This window comes from Nitrosomonas sp., assembly GCF_022842015.1.
Taxonomy (GTDB): domain Bacteria; phylum Pseudomonadota; class Gammaproteobacteria; order Burkholderiales; family Nitrosomonadaceae; genus Nitrosomonas.
The window spans coordinates 18,103-33,938 of record NZ_JALHQJ010000003.1 but is presented as its reverse complement, the minus strand read 5'-3'; the positions used below and the strand labels follow the sequence as shown (position 1 = coordinate 33,938).

The 15,836-nt window shown below is 39.8% G+C and carries 13 protein-coding genes; 10 read left to right on the top strand and 3 right to left on the bottom strand.

The features are described from left to right. Window positions 1-570: 570 nt before the first annotated feature. The 3 genes from Q0C11_RS01025 to Q0C11_RS01015 form a co-directional block, all read right to left on the bottom strand. Window positions 571-1,395: a hypothetical protein gene (locus Q0C11_RS01025; protein ID WP_293004957.1), complete on the bottom strand. Its 825-nt coding sequence runs from the start codon at window positions 1,393-1,395 to the stop codon at window positions 571-573. A gap of 240 nt (window positions 1,396-1,635) precedes the next feature. Continuing rightward, entirely contained in the window at window positions 1,636-3,189 is a 1,554-nt protein-coding gene (locus tag Q0C11_RS01020) for a recombinase family protein (RefSeq protein ID WP_293004955.1), read from the bottom strand. 2 nt (window positions 3,190-3,191) lie between these two features. Then, the gene (locus Q0C11_RS01015) at window positions 3,192-3,524 is read right to left on the bottom strand and encodes a hypothetical protein (protein WP_293004953.1); all 333 of its coding nucleotides are present in this window, start codon (window positions 3,522-3,524) and stop codon (window positions 3,192-3,194) included. On the opposite strand from Q0C11_RS01015, the gene Q0C11_RS01010 reads away from it, so the two are divergent. The 10 genes from Q0C11_RS01010 to Q0C11_RS00965 all read left to right on the top strand — a co-directional run bounded on the left by Q0C11_RS01010 (window position 3,518) and on the right by Q0C11_RS00965 (window position 15,833). Then, window positions 3,518-4,831 (top strand): hypothetical protein, encoded by a 1,314-nt coding sequence (locus tag Q0C11_RS01010; RefSeq protein ID WP_293004952.1) that lies wholly within the window; start codon window positions 3,518-3,520, stop codon window positions 4,829-4,831. The genes Q0C11_RS01015 and Q0C11_RS01010 overlap by 7 nt on opposite strands. A gap of 244 nt (window positions 4,832-5,075) precedes the next feature. Further along, window positions 5,076-5,447, top strand: a complete 372-nt coding sequence (locus tag Q0C11_RS01005) for a helix-turn-helix transcriptional regulator (RefSeq protein ID WP_293004951.1) — start codon at window positions 5,076-5,078, stop codon at window positions 5,445-5,447. Then, window positions 5,444-5,974, top strand: coding sequence for a hypothetical protein (locus tag Q0C11_RS01000; protein ID WP_293004950.1), 531 nt, complete (start codon window positions 5,444-5,446; stop codon window positions 5,972-5,974). Before Q0C11_RS01005 ends, Q0C11_RS01000 begins: the two co-directional genes overlap by 4 nt. Before the next feature lie 71 nt (window positions 5,975-6,045). Further along, window positions 6,046-6,969: a zincin-like metallopeptidase domain-containing protein gene (locus Q0C11_RS00995; RefSeq protein WP_293004948.1), complete on the top strand. Its 924-nt coding sequence runs from the start codon at window positions 6,046-6,048 to the stop codon at window positions 6,967-6,969. Window positions 6,970-7,156: 187 nt separating this feature from the next. Beyond that, on the top strand, window positions 7,157-7,747 hold the full coding sequence (locus Q0C11_RS00990; protein ID WP_293004946.1) for a restriction endonuclease subunit S: 591 nt from the start codon (window positions 7,157-7,159) through the stop codon (window positions 7,745-7,747). Next, window positions 7,740-9,248 carry a type I restriction-modification system subunit M gene (locus Q0C11_RS00985; RefSeq protein WP_293004944.1) on the top strand — a complete coding sequence of 503 codons (1,509 nt, stop codon included), beginning with the start codon at window positions 7,740-7,742 and terminating at the stop codon, window positions 9,246-9,248. The genes Q0C11_RS00990 and Q0C11_RS00985 overlap by 8 nt, the downstream gene beginning before the upstream one ends. Before the next feature lie 4 nt (window positions 9,249-9,252). Continuing rightward, window positions 9,253-10,680, top strand: a complete 1,428-nt coding sequence (locus tag Q0C11_RS00980; RefSeq protein WP_293004942.1) for an AAA family ATPase — start codon at window positions 9,253-9,255, stop codon at window positions 10,678-10,680. Then, window positions 10,670-11,926, top strand: coding sequence for a restriction endonuclease subunit S (locus tag Q0C11_RS00975; RefSeq protein ID WP_293004940.1), 1,257 nt, complete (start codon window positions 10,670-10,672; stop codon window positions 11,924-11,926). Before Q0C11_RS00980 ends, Q0C11_RS00975 begins: the two co-directional genes overlap by 11 nt. Window positions 11,927-11,932: 6 nt before the next feature. Then, window positions 11,933-15,121: a type I restriction endonuclease subunit R gene (locus Q0C11_RS00970; protein ID WP_293004939.1), complete on the top strand. Its 3,189-nt coding sequence runs from the start codon at window positions 11,933-11,935 to the stop codon at window positions 15,119-15,121. Then, entirely contained in the window at window positions 15,105-15,833 is a 729-nt protein-coding gene (locus tag Q0C11_RS00965; protein ID WP_293004937.1) for a M48 family metallopeptidase, read from the top strand. The genes Q0C11_RS00970 and Q0C11_RS00965 overlap by 17 nt, the downstream gene beginning before the upstream one ends. Window positions 15,834-15,836 lie beyond the last annotated feature (3 nt).

The following is a 15,836-nucleotide window of genomic DNA, read 5'->3' as shown; positions in this document are numbered from 1 at the left end:
TGATTTTGTAGTATTATTTCTCCCACAAAAGCTGGGCATCCATCAATATAATAATTGTTGTCATTTAGTAATGATAAACCTTCTGCTACAAAAACAATATTGTTGGTAACATTTCTCTCCTTTTGTTCAAGTTTCACTCTTGAGAACATAAACAAAGATTTATAAAGGAGACTAAGCGACCTGCTTGCTAGAAGTATCACTAGGCGGTTTCTTGTCATGTATCAATCTAAACAAATTCTTAGATGTTTTACCTGGTTTAGTGTTTTTAGTTCGAGATGTGGCTCGACATGGCTCACCATATCTTTCATTTGGTAAGTTTCCCTACCTTGACACAAAATCGCTCTTATTTTAAGAGCGATTTTGTGTTTTACGCTCTGGGAAGAAAATTTGCCAAATTGAATATCTTTTGATTAGACCTTGGTGGGAATCGAACTGATTAAACGCCCTTTACTAGGTATTCTTAATCAAGAAAGACCCTCAAGTTTTTCAACTTGGGGGTCTGTGTTTTTTTTGTTTATGAAGATCAAATTAGTCTATTTAACTATCTAAGAATCTTGATAATCTTAAAGTTCAGTCTCGAATCGACGATACGCCACAGTTGCCAAAGCCTCGATCTTCCAAAGATTTGTCATCTATACATATACCATGTCTACCAAAAAAACCGACACCTACAGAATTGCCATACATATTAGATGAAGATGTGCGGACATAAAAGTTTGATAGAAGGTAATGACTACGAATTTTATGATACACAGTCACACCGTATATGACTTTGGCGATATTGGGAATGTATTCGGGGCTGGTGACTAGTTTACTCTGATTAGACCATGGACTAGCCCGAGAATTCGGAACATCACCTTTGCGAAGCATAAGCCATTTCCCTGCCTTGACCATGTCCAACCGCGGGAACTTTTCCTTGTCATTTTCTTGCCAAACCTCCCCGTAATCGAAAGTGGGAAACTTGCTGTAATACAGCGAGGGGTTGATTTTGTAGATATCAACCATATTGATATCTACATTTGGCCCAGCGACTAGCATGTATCCATTAGTACGTAGCCATATTAGAGTATCGAAGTCAGGCAAGGTGTTTGAAAAGTTCACTAGCTGTTCATCAGAATACGAAAAGTTGTACGCCGAGGAAACTTCGGTGATGTCGATGAAATCGTCACCTAAGATCCGTCGTGCTAGTTCGGCTCCTTTGGGTATAATCGTGACGATTGTTGTGCCTTCGGCAGTGATCTCAGGACATTCAAGCGCCAAATAGGCTACTAGGTTTTTCCTTTTGTTAAGATCTTGCATAGGACCCGTGAAATCAGCACCAGCTTTCCGCATGATGCGGAAAAACTTGGCGACAGTATCAAGAGTAGCGGTATCAAGGTGTGCGATGTTTGACATCGTGTGCCTCCAATTAGTTGAAGTTATGTCCGCTCAAAATGAGACGAACAAGCAGAATATCAATATTTGCCACTCTGCTTGTTCGTCTCATCTACTAAATTTTATTAAAGAACAGTACTACACTATGCCACAAGTTTTGTAAATTGCAAGTTACTGTTTAGATAACATAATTTTGCAATATCTCCCTCCTTTTATTCAAAACATGTTTTTGAGAACATTGAGTTAGATCATAAATATAACTTATGCAGCTAACTTGCCTAGCTCATCACCAGGTGGTTCCTTGTCATGTATCAACTTAAACAAATTCTTTGAAGTCTTACTGGCTTTTACATCAAAAGTTCGAGATGTGGCTCGGTGTGGTTCACCATAAAGAGATTCGTCCCAATCAGCAATAGCAGAAAATGGTTTTTGCAAAGTAAAGACAAGCCTTTTTCCATCAATCTCAAGGTTCGAGGTAACTGATTTTAGTAGATCACGATTTTCAGTTTCATTGGCTTGTGTCTTGTTCAGAGATATAGCTTTTACCAACTTCAGAAACGATTGAGTTTTGTAGTCATTGTCGGTCATAGCTGATCGTAATTCGTCCAAAGTATCTTTGGCGCTTATCCGCTCGTGCAGTAACTTTTTGTTTCTGTTATCAAACATTTCTTTGTCTATCATTCGATCAATATAAGCATCGGTGAGACGAGTGATTCGATCATTAATATTAGCGAGATTTAGTTGGGCTGATTGTATTAATTCATCTTGATGCTGATACCTTTCAGCCTGGAGCGTAGCAAATTCAGCTTCTAGTCGGTTAATAGCCGCTTCCGGAAGGCTAAGTCTATCAAGCATGGTTTGCATTTCTTGATCAATCGTATCTTCTCTGATGCACGTAAGTGGGCAATCTTTTGTTTGGCAACGGTAATAGACTTTTCCCTTCTGGCGTTCAGCAATGAGGTTATAGTGGCAATGCAAGCATTTGATAGTTTTTCGGTAGCGGAATTCGTGTTTTAGGCCGGTGTTCTTGGTTCTTCCGTGCAAAATATCCTGAACCTGATCAAACAGGGATTTTTTGATTAGTGGTTCATGGATACCTTGGTAGCGTTCGTTTGTCGATACGATATGAATAATACCGAAATAGAATTCATTGTTAAGCATAGTTGATAAGCCACTTCGGGATACTCGGTTGCCACGACGATTACGCAAACCAGCTTCATACATTTCTCTGCCCAGGGTATAGAGATTGTATTCGCCGGTTGCATATAATTTAAAGGCTTGTTGTACCAGCGGAGCCATTACCGGATCAGGCAGTTTTGGTAATCCTCGACCTTGATCTAAATATCCTAGTGGCGCAGGTAACGGATAGAGCCCTTGGCGCAATCGTCCCCGAAACCCTTTTTTAACCTCATCCCGTAGGTTGCGGATAAAGTCGGCGGCTACTACCGCTTGAATATCAGCAGCCAAGCGACCGCCGCGGGATTGCATATCCAGGCTTTCATGTGCGAAATGTACTTCGATACCTTTGTCGATCAGGGAACCAAGATCAGCCCAGTCTTTGAGGTTTCTGGCCCCGCGATCAATCTTGTGGATGATTACCCCTTGCGCTCTACCTTTAATCAAAAGCCCTAGCATTTTAGTGAAAATAGTGCGGCCTCGTTTTGCCGCCGTTTCCTTTTCCTCAAACCATTGTTTGATCGTTAGGTTATGGCGCTCGGCATAATTTTCGATAGCAAAGCGCTGTTCAACTAAGGAAGAGCCTTGCGTACCCTGTTTAATGGTTGATACTCGAATATAGGCATAAACGTTATTCATACTTAATCAGGTTTATATTCATTAACTTTATCATTATTATCAGGAAAGTCACGAATCTCATCCAAACGCCCCTCGGCTTCCAAGCGCAGGAATATTCGATAAAGCACAGCCAAATAATCCCGGAAATTAATGGTGGCTTCCTTTAATTCTTCATCATTGGCATCCGGCATAAAATACCGCACGATATCGGCAATTTCTGGTGGTTCCTTGATTTTTCTCATCCCGCTAGTTTGCGAGAATTGATTTGCTTTGGTAGGTACTGAAGGTATAGCGCTACCGCAAACAATCCATCCTCGAGCAAAGCTGGATGGCTGGGTATTCTGTATCAATGACACAAAAAACACCCAAGCCGGTAGAGCAAACCAGAAAAATAGTATCCGAATACTTCTTAAGTGGCGTCATTATTGAAACGGTTTACGATGCCAATACCAAACAAACTTCCTTGGCTTATTTAAAAAATGGTCAAGTTACCGTTGCTGCTTCCTACAAAACACCAGAAGAAGGAAAACTGGAGCCGATTCCCGCTTCCAACAACCTTATCAAGCACGGAGCGCTAATTTTTGCCGAGAAACCGGCATCCTACCAATCAGTGGCCAAGCTGATAACCGATGTCCAAATATACATTTACCGCTATGTTGATATATCCGATCATTTTCGCAAGATCGCTAGCTACTACATTCTCCTAACTTGGGTCTACGACGCTTTTAATGAGCTTCCCTATTTACGTTTGCGGGGTGATTTTGGTTCCGGCAAAACCCGTGCTCTGTTTGTGATTGGATCACTGTGCAATAAGGCATTCTTTGCCAGTGGAGCGTCAACGGTGTCACCGATTTTTCATACCCTCGATACTTTCAGAGGAACCTTGATTTTTGATGAAGCCGACTTTCGCTTTAGTGATGAGAAAAATGAGCTGGTGAAGATATTTAACAACGGCAATGTACGGGGTTTTCCGATTCTCCGTACCGCTATCACCACTCAACGAGAATTCGATCCGCGGGCTTTTAACGTCTATGGCCCCAAGATCGTGGCGATGCGAAAGTCATTTGATGATCCTGCACTAGAAAGCCGGTTTCTTACAGAAGAAATGGGACAAAGTAGCCTGAGGCGAGATATTCCGATTAATCTTCCAGATATTCAAAAAATTGAAGCGGTGGCGCTCAGAAACCAACTGCTTATGTATCGTTTCACCATGCTAACCACCATCAAAATCAATGAATCATTGATTGATCCGTCACTGTCACCGCGACTCAATCAAATACTCATTCCACTGCTATCGATCATTGAAGATGAAAAACTCCGGGAAGAAATCAGAGTCACCGTGCGATCCTTTGACCAAAAACTTTATGCCGAACGATCTTCTTCCATCGAAGCCGGGGTGCTTGAAGTATTAAAGGATTTATATCAGCAAGGCAAAGAAAATTCGATACCAGTCTCCGAAGTCACTACCATTTTTACTGAGCGATTCTCCGCTGAATATGAACGCCCGATTACTGCACGAATAATTGGCGGTGTCCTTCGCAAACGATTACGTCTTGTGACATACAAAAGTCACGGTGTATACGTTCTCCCGGCAACGGAGAAGACAAAAGTTGATGAGCTATGCATTCGTTACGGGGTAACGGAGCGAGAAGTTGACGAATAATGATGCAGGGGTGGACTTGGGGACTTGGGGACGTAAATAACGGGTATCAGACTACTGATATCCGTTATTTATAATATCATTATAATTCAATATATTGGCCTATACCGTATCCCTTTTCTTCGTCCCCACGTCCCCAAGTCCACCCGATTATCCACCACAGAAAATTTTAACCTCTACTGCGTAAATCGATATAGCGCGACAATTATATTGCTTCTGCTTAATAACCCCAGAAGCGCAATATCCAATGGAGAAAAAGAAAAACACAGTTGTTCTGTGCTATCTGCGCACGCACAGGCGCAATTGGGGACTTACCCAAAAAGAACTTGCTAAGTTGGTCGGTACAGCAAGCAGTGTGCAGATTAGTCGTTATGAAAACGGCAAACGCGCCCCCAAGATTGAGGTCGCGCTTGCTTGCCAGGTCATTTTCGGGGTTCCCCCCTCGATCATGTTTCCAGATGCCCACGCCTTGGTCGAGGAAGAGGTCATGCGAAATATGTATCGAATGGACCAGGCGCTCAGCAACACTACCAGCCTTACGGGATTACGCAAGCGAGAGTTGTTCAATTTCGCGCTAAAACGAGCTTTATCCACGTCGCGTTCACAAAAGGAAGTATGAGTGTCGTTTGTCAAGAGAATTTGGTTCTCGCCATCTATCCTTTTAGTCGCGGTTTTGCCTTTGTTTTGTTTGAAGGCATAGAAAGCCCATTTGACTGGGGTGTGAAGGAAATCAGAGAAAAACATCGTAATGATAAAACAATCATTGCTATCAAAGAGTTGATTGATCGCTATAGCCCGGTAGTGATTGTTCTTGAAGATACTAATAGCCGAGTTAATCGTCGTTCTTCACGAATTAAAAACCTTTATCAAATGCTAGTTCACTTAGCTGCTACCGAGCATATTGATCTACACCGATTTTCTAATACCGAAGTTAAGCAATATTTCAGCGCTGTGGGTGCAGTTACAAAGTATCAAATCGCCGAAGCTATTGGACGGCAAATACCGGCTTTCAGTCATAGGTTGCCACGGGTACGAAAACCCTGGATGAGTGCCGATCCACGCCAAAGCCTATTTGATGCGGCGGCATTAGGATTAGTTTTCTACGGTAGCCGTGGCATACCAAGCCCATTTGACGCTGATTCTTAGTAGCTAATGACTTTCCTTGTCATCGAGGAGCACCGAATTTCCGGTGTTCCTCACGTGACAAGGAGATCATTATGCATCAGAAAATATTAGGTAATTCAAAAGCTGACATCTATACCCAGATCACCAATGAAATAATCAGTGCCATCGAAGCGGGTGCGGCTGATTTCGAGATGCCTTGGCATAGACAAGCGCAAGCTGGACTTCCCCGCAATCCGGCAACTAAAAAACTGTATCAAGGGATTAATGCGTTAGCGCTGTGGATTACAAGGCGAAAAGCCGGATTCGCCAGTTCATATTGGGCTTCGTATTTGCAATGGAATTCATTGGGAGCGCAAGTGCGACAGGGAGAAAAGGGAGCCACTATCGTTTTTTATCAACGGAAGGAAGAGGATGAAGATGTTGAAAAAGACGATACCCAAAATCAAGCGAGAGCCGTAATTCGCTATTCTCATGTGTTTAATGGCGATCAGGTTGATGGCTGGATGGCAAATGAAGTGTCTGACGATGCAAACCACCAGAAATTCTCTAAGGCAGTATGTTTTATCAATTCCCTGCAAAGTGAAATTCGCCACGGCAGTGACACCGCTTATTACAGTCCAGCTTTGGATTGTATCTATATGCCAAATCAATCAGTGTTTCGAGATACTAAATCAGGATCATCGGTAGAAGGCTACTATGCCGTGCTTTTCCATGAGCATGTTCACTGGTCTGGACATCCTTCACGACTTAAACGTGATTTATCGGGACGATTTGGATCAAGTGCTTATGCTATGGAAGAGTTGATTGCTGAGCTTGGCGCTTCGTTTCTTTGCGCTACGCTTGGTATAAATACCTATCCAAGATCAGATCATGCTGCATACATTGCTAGTTGGCTGCAAGTGCTCAAAGAACACAAAACAGCGATCTTTGCGGCAGCAAGTGCGGCTTCGGCGGCCAGTTTGTATCTGGAAAGCTTGGCTACAGATAGCAGTATGGAAAAGACTGCAAATTTATAGTTCTTTTAAACCCGGTAATTTTGCCGGGTTTTTCTTACTCTATAGCACCAAGTTCATACCTGTAGAGAGGTGTTATATCGTATTTTACTTTGAGTTATTAATATCAATAAATAAAATGTTATATTACTCAGGTAGTTATATTTGTAATATGTCAATATTTACAAATAATGTGCAGTAACTTATACTCATGCAAATGAAATTAGATAATGTTGCTACTATCATCGCTGGATACACCTTCCGTGGTGCAATCACGGCCGACAAAAATGGTGATCTCCTTGTGATTCAAGCAAAGGATCTAGGACGAAATACGTTTATTACTGACGCGAGCATCCTCACTCCAATCGCTTTTGATTCGGCTGGATATCCGAATCGTATCAAAAAGAATGACGTACTTATTATTGCAAGAGGAATGAGAGCCGGAGCTTTTAGAGCAGCAGTATTTAAGTCAGATGCATCGAACGTGATTGCATCATCATCGTTGCATATTATCCGCATTACAGTTCCTGGCATATTGCCCGAATATGTTACTCATTATCTGAATTCAAAAAATGGCCAAGATTTGCTTTCAAAGATAGTGACAGGTTCATACATTGGTGCACTTCCCCGTCGTTTGCTTGAACAACTAAAAATGCCGATACCCGACCTACGAAAACAAAAAGCAATTGTTAAACTTTACCAGAATATGCAAATGCAACAGCAGATACTAGATCGAAGAAACGAGCTCAAGCATCAAATACTAGACGCAATATTTACAAACTTAACAAACCACCATGACTAAAAAATTCACTCAGGAAGAACTCAATAAAATTCTTTGGGCCGCCGCTGATTCCTCACGAAGTAGTGTTGATGGCGGTGTATATAAAGACTATGCACTCACCATGCTTTTCTTTAAGTACCTGAGTGATCTTAATAAGAAGCGTCACAATGAATACAAGGCGCGCTTTGGAAGTGATGAAAAACGAATCGAGGAGAAGATGAAGCTTGATCGCTTTTATCTTCCCCCAAAATCTTCTTTCGATTATATCTACAGCAAAATTGAAGAGGACAACATTGGAGATGAGATAAATAAAGCGCTGCGCCGTATTGAAGATGCAAACAGTGAGAAGCTTGAAGGTGTATTTGGTGTTGATTTCAACTCTGAGTCGGTACTTGGCAAGTTGGCACAACGTAACAAGATGCTTCGCCATCTCATTCAGGATTTTGCAAAGATTGACCTCTCGGATGTGGGCGACGATATCATCGGCAACTCATATATGTACATGGTTGAACGCTTTGGTGCCGATGCAGGTAAAAAAGCAGGTGAATTCTTCACGGTTCGTTCGGTGGCTCAGCTGGTCGCTATGCTTGCAGAACCTAAGGAGGGTGATCGTATCTGTGATCCAGCTTGTGGCTCGGGCGGCCTCCTTCTTTTGGCTGGTGAAGAAGTTGAAAAGAAAGGTTCAAAGAATTACGCCCTCTATGGTCAGGAATCAACAGGTTCAACTTTCCAACTCGCTCGCATGAACATGTTCCTTCACGGAAAAGATTCGGCACGTCTTGAATGGGGCGATACGCTCAATAATCCCCTTCTCGTCGAAAATGACCAGCTGATGCGTTTTGATGTTGTTGTAGCCAATCCCCCATTCTCGCTTAAAAAGTGGGGTGCAGAACATGCTGAATCAGATTCATATAATCGCTTCTGGCGAGGAGTTCCACCAAAGGACAAAGGCGACTTTGCCTTCATTACGCACATGATCGAAGTAGCAAAGCCAAAAACTGGACGTGTGGCAGTCATTGTTCCGCATGGCGTACTCTTTCGTGGTGGAGTCGAAGGCAAGATTCGTGAACATCTGATCAAGGAAAACATCATTGATGCAGTTATTGGCCTACCCGCAGGGCTTTTTCAAACAACAGGTATTCCAGTGGCAATTCTTGTCATTGATCGATCACGTGAGAAAGGTGGGGCGAACGAAAAGAAAAAAGATATCTTCTTTATCGAAGCATCCAAGGAGTTTAAGTCAGCAAAAGCACAAAACGTTCTGACCGATGAGCATATTGAGAAGATTTACGGTACGTACACCAAGCGTAAGGATGTAGAAAAATTTGCTCGCTCGGTTGATCTTGCCGAAATAGAAGAGAATGATTTCAATCTTAATATCACTCGTTACGTTGATACTTTTGAAGAGGAAACGCCAGTCGATATCAGTGCGAATCTTAAGGAACTTGCTGAACTTGAGCCGGAGCTGCAAAAACTAGAAAAGCAGATGTCTGAATACTTGAAGGAGCTAGGTATTAAATAAACATATGAAACTACAATCTATCACTATAAAAAATTACAGAAGTATTGAGAATGTAAAATTTGACATCAACCAAGTTTCTGACGGTACTTTTACGTATGGACTTATTGGAGTTAATGAAGCTGGAAAAAGTAGCATATTGCAATCGTTTGCTCTTTTAGACGAGCACGTTATCCCCACCGCTTCAGATTTTCAAGATAAAGATCTTCCTATTGAAGTCGAGTACGAATATGTTCAAGAAAAAGATGATGTTATAGTTTGTAAAGAACTCATTGTAAAAAAGTATACAGATATCAAAATTAAAGATAATGATATAAAAAATGTAACTCTAAAAGTGAATTATAGTTTACCTAATTTACAACTAGTAAAAACTATATCATTTAACGATCTGACAGATGAGAATATAAAAACTCAAATAGAGCCGCTATTGCTAGATCAAATATTTAGCTCTACTCATTACACAATATACTGGAAATATGCTGAGAAATATTTGATAACAAACCAAATATTACTGTCTCAATTTGCTAGTAACCCAGATAATATTTCTATTCCACTTAAGAGATGTTTTGAACTTTGTGGATATGATACAAAACAAAGAATACAAAGCATCATACAAACAATAACAACAGATTCTACTGAACGAGAGGATCTGAGGGATAAACTCGGACAGCAAGTTACTAGTCTTATAAGAAAAGTTTGGCCAAATCATTCAATCACAATAACCTTCGATATTTCAGGTGATGGGATCAATTTTCATGTAAAGGATTCAAATAAAAAGGCAAAAACCACAAGTCAAAGAAGCGATGGCTTTAAACAGTTTATTTCATTTCTTCTTAACATATCTGCACAGAAAGAAGTAAATTCACTTTCAAACTCACTTATTCTTTTAGACGAGCCGGAAACACATCTTCATCCACAAGCCCAGGAATATTTTTTGAGTGAGCTAATAAAACTAACTTCATCAGATAATAATATCTGTTTTTTTGCAACACACTCAAATTATATGATAGACAAGAAATGTTTATCTAGAAATTTTAAGGTAGTTAAACATGATAAAGATGAAAAAACTGAAGTAATTCCATTTGATGAAAAAAACTCTACTTACGCAAGTGTAAACTTTGATGTTTTTGGAATATTAGATGATAGTTACCATAATGAACTTTATGACTTTCTCCGCCAAAGACTACTGGATGAAGTAAACGAAAAATTAGTAGAAGATGAAAAGAAAGAGACTATTGGCATAAATGCATTTGATGAACAGTTTTTTGTTCAAAAATTAAAACTTAAAAAAACTTATCCAGAAAAGGGAAAACAAAATCAAGTCACCTTACCAACATTTATAAGAAACTGCATTCACTATCCTGCGAACAAAAACAAGAGCTTTCTTTCTCAGCTGAAAGAATCAATAGCTTTAATGCGAAATTATGAAAACTAACCAGGAACAACAGAATATTCCTGAAACATGGGAAGAAGTCACAATGAATGACGCGTGTGAACTTATGACCAATGGATTTGTTGGTAAGGCGGTAGAGAACTACACTGAAGAACCTAATGGGGTTACCTATGTTCAAGGTTACAACGTCACTGATTTTGGATTTAATTTTAATGGTATAAAAAAAGTAACACCAGAATTTAGTACAAAAAATAGCAAGTCAATTTTAAAGGAAAAAGATTTGCTTATAGTTCAAACTGGTGAAGTTGGTTTAACAACAATTGTTCCACCTAAATTAGTTGGAGCAAACTGTCACGCATTAATTATCACTAGACTTAAAAAACAAATTGCTTCGCCAGAATACTTCTTGCAATACTTTAGATCACTAGAGGGTAAAAGACAGATAAGAAGAATAAAAACTGGTTCTACGATGGAGCATGTAAATGTTGGAGATTTAAAAAAAGTTAAACTCCATTTGCCACCTATTTCTGAACAAAAAAGGATCGCTGCAGTTTTAGGTGCCTGGGATCACTCAATTAAAAGCTTGAAGCGAAAGATTGAAATTAAGAAAGAAATCAAAAAAGGTTTGATGCAGGAATTGCTTACAAGCAAGACACGCTTACCGGGATTCAATAATCCATGGAAGATTTATAAACTGACTCAAATTACTTCTTTAATAAAAGATGGTACCCACGCAACTCACATGAATGTCAAAAATGGTATTCCGTTACTTAGTGCCAAAGATATTGTCGATGGAAATGTTATCACTAATAATGATCCTAGACTTATTAGTCAGACAGAATTTGAACAAATTCATAAATCATATCGTATACAAAATGGGGATCTGCTACTTTGCTTGGTTGGGTCTATTGGAAGAGTAGCTTTAACTAAAGATTATAAAAATAATTATACATTTCAACGTAGTGTTGGAATTCTAAGATTTAAAAATCAAAGTCCAGAATTTTTTTTTCAACTAATGCAAGCAAGCAATTTTCAGAAACAGTTGAAGCAAAGGGAAAGTAGAGGTGCTCAAGGGGGTGTATATCTTGGAGAATTAGGAAAAATAAACATAAAAATACCTGAATTTGAAGAACAATCAGCAATCGCAGAAATTCTAGACGTTGCGGACAAAGAAATTTATCGACTTAAACAAAAGCTAACAATTCTTAAAGACCAAAAGAAATATCTCCTCAACAAACTCGTTACTGGAGCGATCCCCACACCTGAATCATTATCAATTTCTAAATAAACTATCATGCTAGAAAAAGTACACTTCGATGAAGCCAAACAATCACAGCTCACTGCACTAGAGCTACTTTTGGCGATGGGATATCAATACATATCCGCAGAAGAGGCGCTACTTGAACGTGGTGGTGACACAAGTAATTTCATTTTGGCGAATATCGCCAGTGTGAAACTCATGGAGATCAATGAGTACGAAGTTGATGGTGAAAGCTATACGTTTAGTGAAAAGGATGTCCAAGGTGCGGTGGACGAACTTGAGCATATTCAGTACGAGGGTCTCATTGATACGTCTCAAAAGATATACAACATCATTATGCCCACCTCGGGTGGTAAAACTATCCGTGTGCGCGCGGGTGGAAAGACCATTTCAAAGAATTTTCGATTCATTGATTTTGAGTATCCAGAAAACAACGTATTTCATGTGACTGCTGAGTTTGTAGCAAGTGGTAAGCAGAACATCCGCCCTGATGTTCAATGCTTTGTGAATGGTATTCCATTCGCCACCATTGAGAACAAGAAATCGAGTGTGGCAGTCATTGAGGCAATCAATCAGATGAATAGGAATCAGGGGCCTGAGTTTTGCCCAAAACTTTTTACCTACACTCAACTTCTTGTAGGTTCCAATGGTAAGGAATTTCAGTACGGCACTACTGGTACCCCAAATAAGTTTTATGCGGTCTGGAAAGAAAAAGAGATGACCTTTGAAGAAATAAATGAGCGAGCAAAAGAACTCATTGGTAAAAAGATTGATGATGCCGTATATGAGAAGGTACTGAAAGACCTCAATGGGTACACTGACGGGCACAAACAAAAAACCCAAAGATTGCCTACTGAACAGGATCGGGGCATCTTGGCGTTGTTTGAACCTGCACGACTTTTAGATCTCACCAAAAACTACATTCTTTTTGATGCAGGGGTAAAGAAACTATCACGCTATCAGCAATACTTTGCGATTCACAAAATGCTTAAACGAGTCGATGAAACTGAGACTTCAGAATCTGGTATTACTCGTCGCAAAGGTGGGCTTGTATGGCACACCCAAGGATCTGGTAAATCGCTCACCATGGTGATGTTTGTGAAAGCTCTCATTGAGAATCCGCACATTAGTAATCCCCGAGTCATTATCGTAACCGATCGTAAGGATCTGGATAAACAAATTAAAGATACCTTTAAAAACTGTAATCTTAAGAAGGAAGTTATTCAGGCAACGAGCGGTCAGAATCTTCTTGATCTCATTAAGGATCGAAACCTCGGTGTTATTACCACGATTATTGATAAGTTTGAATCAGCTGCAAAAAAGAAAGCTGGTTTTGTCGATTCTGATCAAAATATTTTTGTACTCATTGATGAGGCGCATCGAAGTCAAAGCGGTATCGCAAGTCTTGAGATGAATCGCATTATTCCAAATGCGTGCTATATCGGCTTTACTGGTACTCCACTCATGAAGAAGGATAAGGAGAGTTGGAAGAAATTTGGCGGCTATATTGATAAATATACGATTGATGACGCTTTAGCAGATAACATAATTCTCCCGCTCATCTATGAAGGTCGGTATGTGGACTTGGTTCAGAATGAAGAGCAGATTGATCGCCATGTCGAACGTATTATTGAAGCTCTAAATGATAAACAGAAAAAAGAACTTCAAAAATATATTGGTACAAAAGTCATTAAGGATAATCCTCAGAGAATCGTCGAGATTGGCTACGATATCGAAAAACATTTCACTAAACATTTTCAAGATACTGGTCTTAAGGCGCAGATTGTAGCGCCATCCAAGTTCTCAGCGGTTTTGTTTCAAAAATTCTTTCAGGAACGCGGGAATATACGCACTGCAGTTGTAGTTTCTGATGAACATGATGACGGCGATGAAGCAAACACACATAAAGCCGAGGTTGTGAAATATCTTGATGGAATCAGAAAAAATCACAGCAGTGTGACGAAATATGAAAAGGATGTTATTGATAGCTTTAAATACAACGATGACGGTATTGAAGTGATTATCGTAGTAGATAAGCTACTCACTGGTTTTGATGCGCCACGCAATACGGTTCTATATCTCGCCAAGGATCTGAAAGATCACAACCTACTTCAAGCAATTGCTCGTGTAAATCGGCTCCATGAAAACAAGAAATTGCCAAAGACTGCGGGATATATCATTGATTATTCTGAGAATGCCAAGAATATTGATACTGCAATGAAGCTCTTCGGTAATTATGATGAAGCCGATGTACAGGGAACCCTTATTGATGTTGCTGAAAAGATAGAAGAACTTGAACAGAGCTACAGTCTTTTGCATGACATTTTCAAAGCCATTAAGGGCACATCTGATGATGAGGCTTTCTTACAGCTACTTGATGATGCTCCAACTCGTGAAGTGTTCTATAAAACCCTCAACGCATTTATTAGAAATCTGAATGAGTGTTTTGTATTGCAGGACTTTGTACATGAGTTTGATAGCCTGGATATGTATACCCGTGAACTTAAGAAATTTATGGAACTTCGCAAGACAGCGAGTTTGAAATACGCAGATCGAGTTGATCTTGCTGAGTACAAGCAATCCCTGGTGAATATTTTGGACAAATACGTTGATGCAATGGGTGTGGAGTTGCTTACAAAGCAGATAAATATTACAGATCGCAAACAGTTTGAGGAAGCGATTGAATCGCTTGGTTCTGACAAATCGAAGGCTGAAGCAATTGCAGCCCAAACCCAAAAGACTATTTCTGAAAAGCTGGATTCTGATCCTGAATTCTATGAACGATTTTCTAAGAAGATTTCAGAGATCTTGAAGAAGATGCGTGACGGAAAACTAGCTGACGTGGCGGCGCTCAAACAGCTTAAATTGATAAGTGATGATGTTGTAAGTAAAAAGGATGAGTTTCTGCCTGGAGCCATTGAATCTATAAAAGGATCTGATATTTTCTATCGCAACCTTAAAGAAGATTTCAAAAAGTTTGATGTTGCTGAGGATGCGTTTATTGTGATTACTCTTGATATATTCGGTATTGTGAAAGCTGAAGCGATTGTTGATTGGTACAAAAATCTTGATGTGAAGCGTCGTATTATGAACACTCTCGACGATTATCTGTATGACGTTGTGAAAAAAGAGAAAGGAGTTGATTTGTCTGACGCGGATATGCGAGCGATTATAAACAACACGCTCACTCTTGCAGAAAATAATTATGAAATCTTCTCATAAGAATCAAAAAGAATTTATTTTCGGTTCATTTGTTTACTGCTACGACCTCATTCCACAAGATAGAAAAACCCTTGGTCTGACCGTTACGCCTGACATGCGAATTTGTGTTAAGTGTCCGCATGATACTGCTCCCGAGAGAATAGAGCAGTTTCTTAAACGTAAGTGGTATTGGCTTCAAAAACAACTTCATTTCTTTGGAAAGCACCAACGAAAAGCGTATACAAAAGAATATGTGTCGGGCGAGAGTTTTTACTACCTGGGTCGCCAGCACCAATTACTTGTTAAACAAAGTTTGGAAGACAAGGTGTTGCTGCTACGTGGCGTACTTTTGGTACAGACAACTAAATCTGTTGCAGATAGTACATATACTAAAAAGTTGTTGACCAGCTGGTTTAAAGAAAAAAGAGAGAAAGTTTTTGCTGATCGTTTTGATGTAATGAAGGAGAGGTTTGACTATAAACAAATGCCGATACTATCAATGCGTGATATGAAAAAGCGTTGGGGTAGTTTTATCAGTAAAGAAAAAATTGTCTTACATCCTAAACTAATTCATGTTTCAAAAGACTGTATTGACTATGTAATAGTTCATGAGCTCTGCCATATGCGGTATAAAAACCACGATAAAAAATTCTTTGCTTTTTTAAGTGAGAAGTATCCTATGTGGGAAAAGAAAAAAGAAAAACTTGAATTGGCCGGAGCTCATATTCTTTAAGAT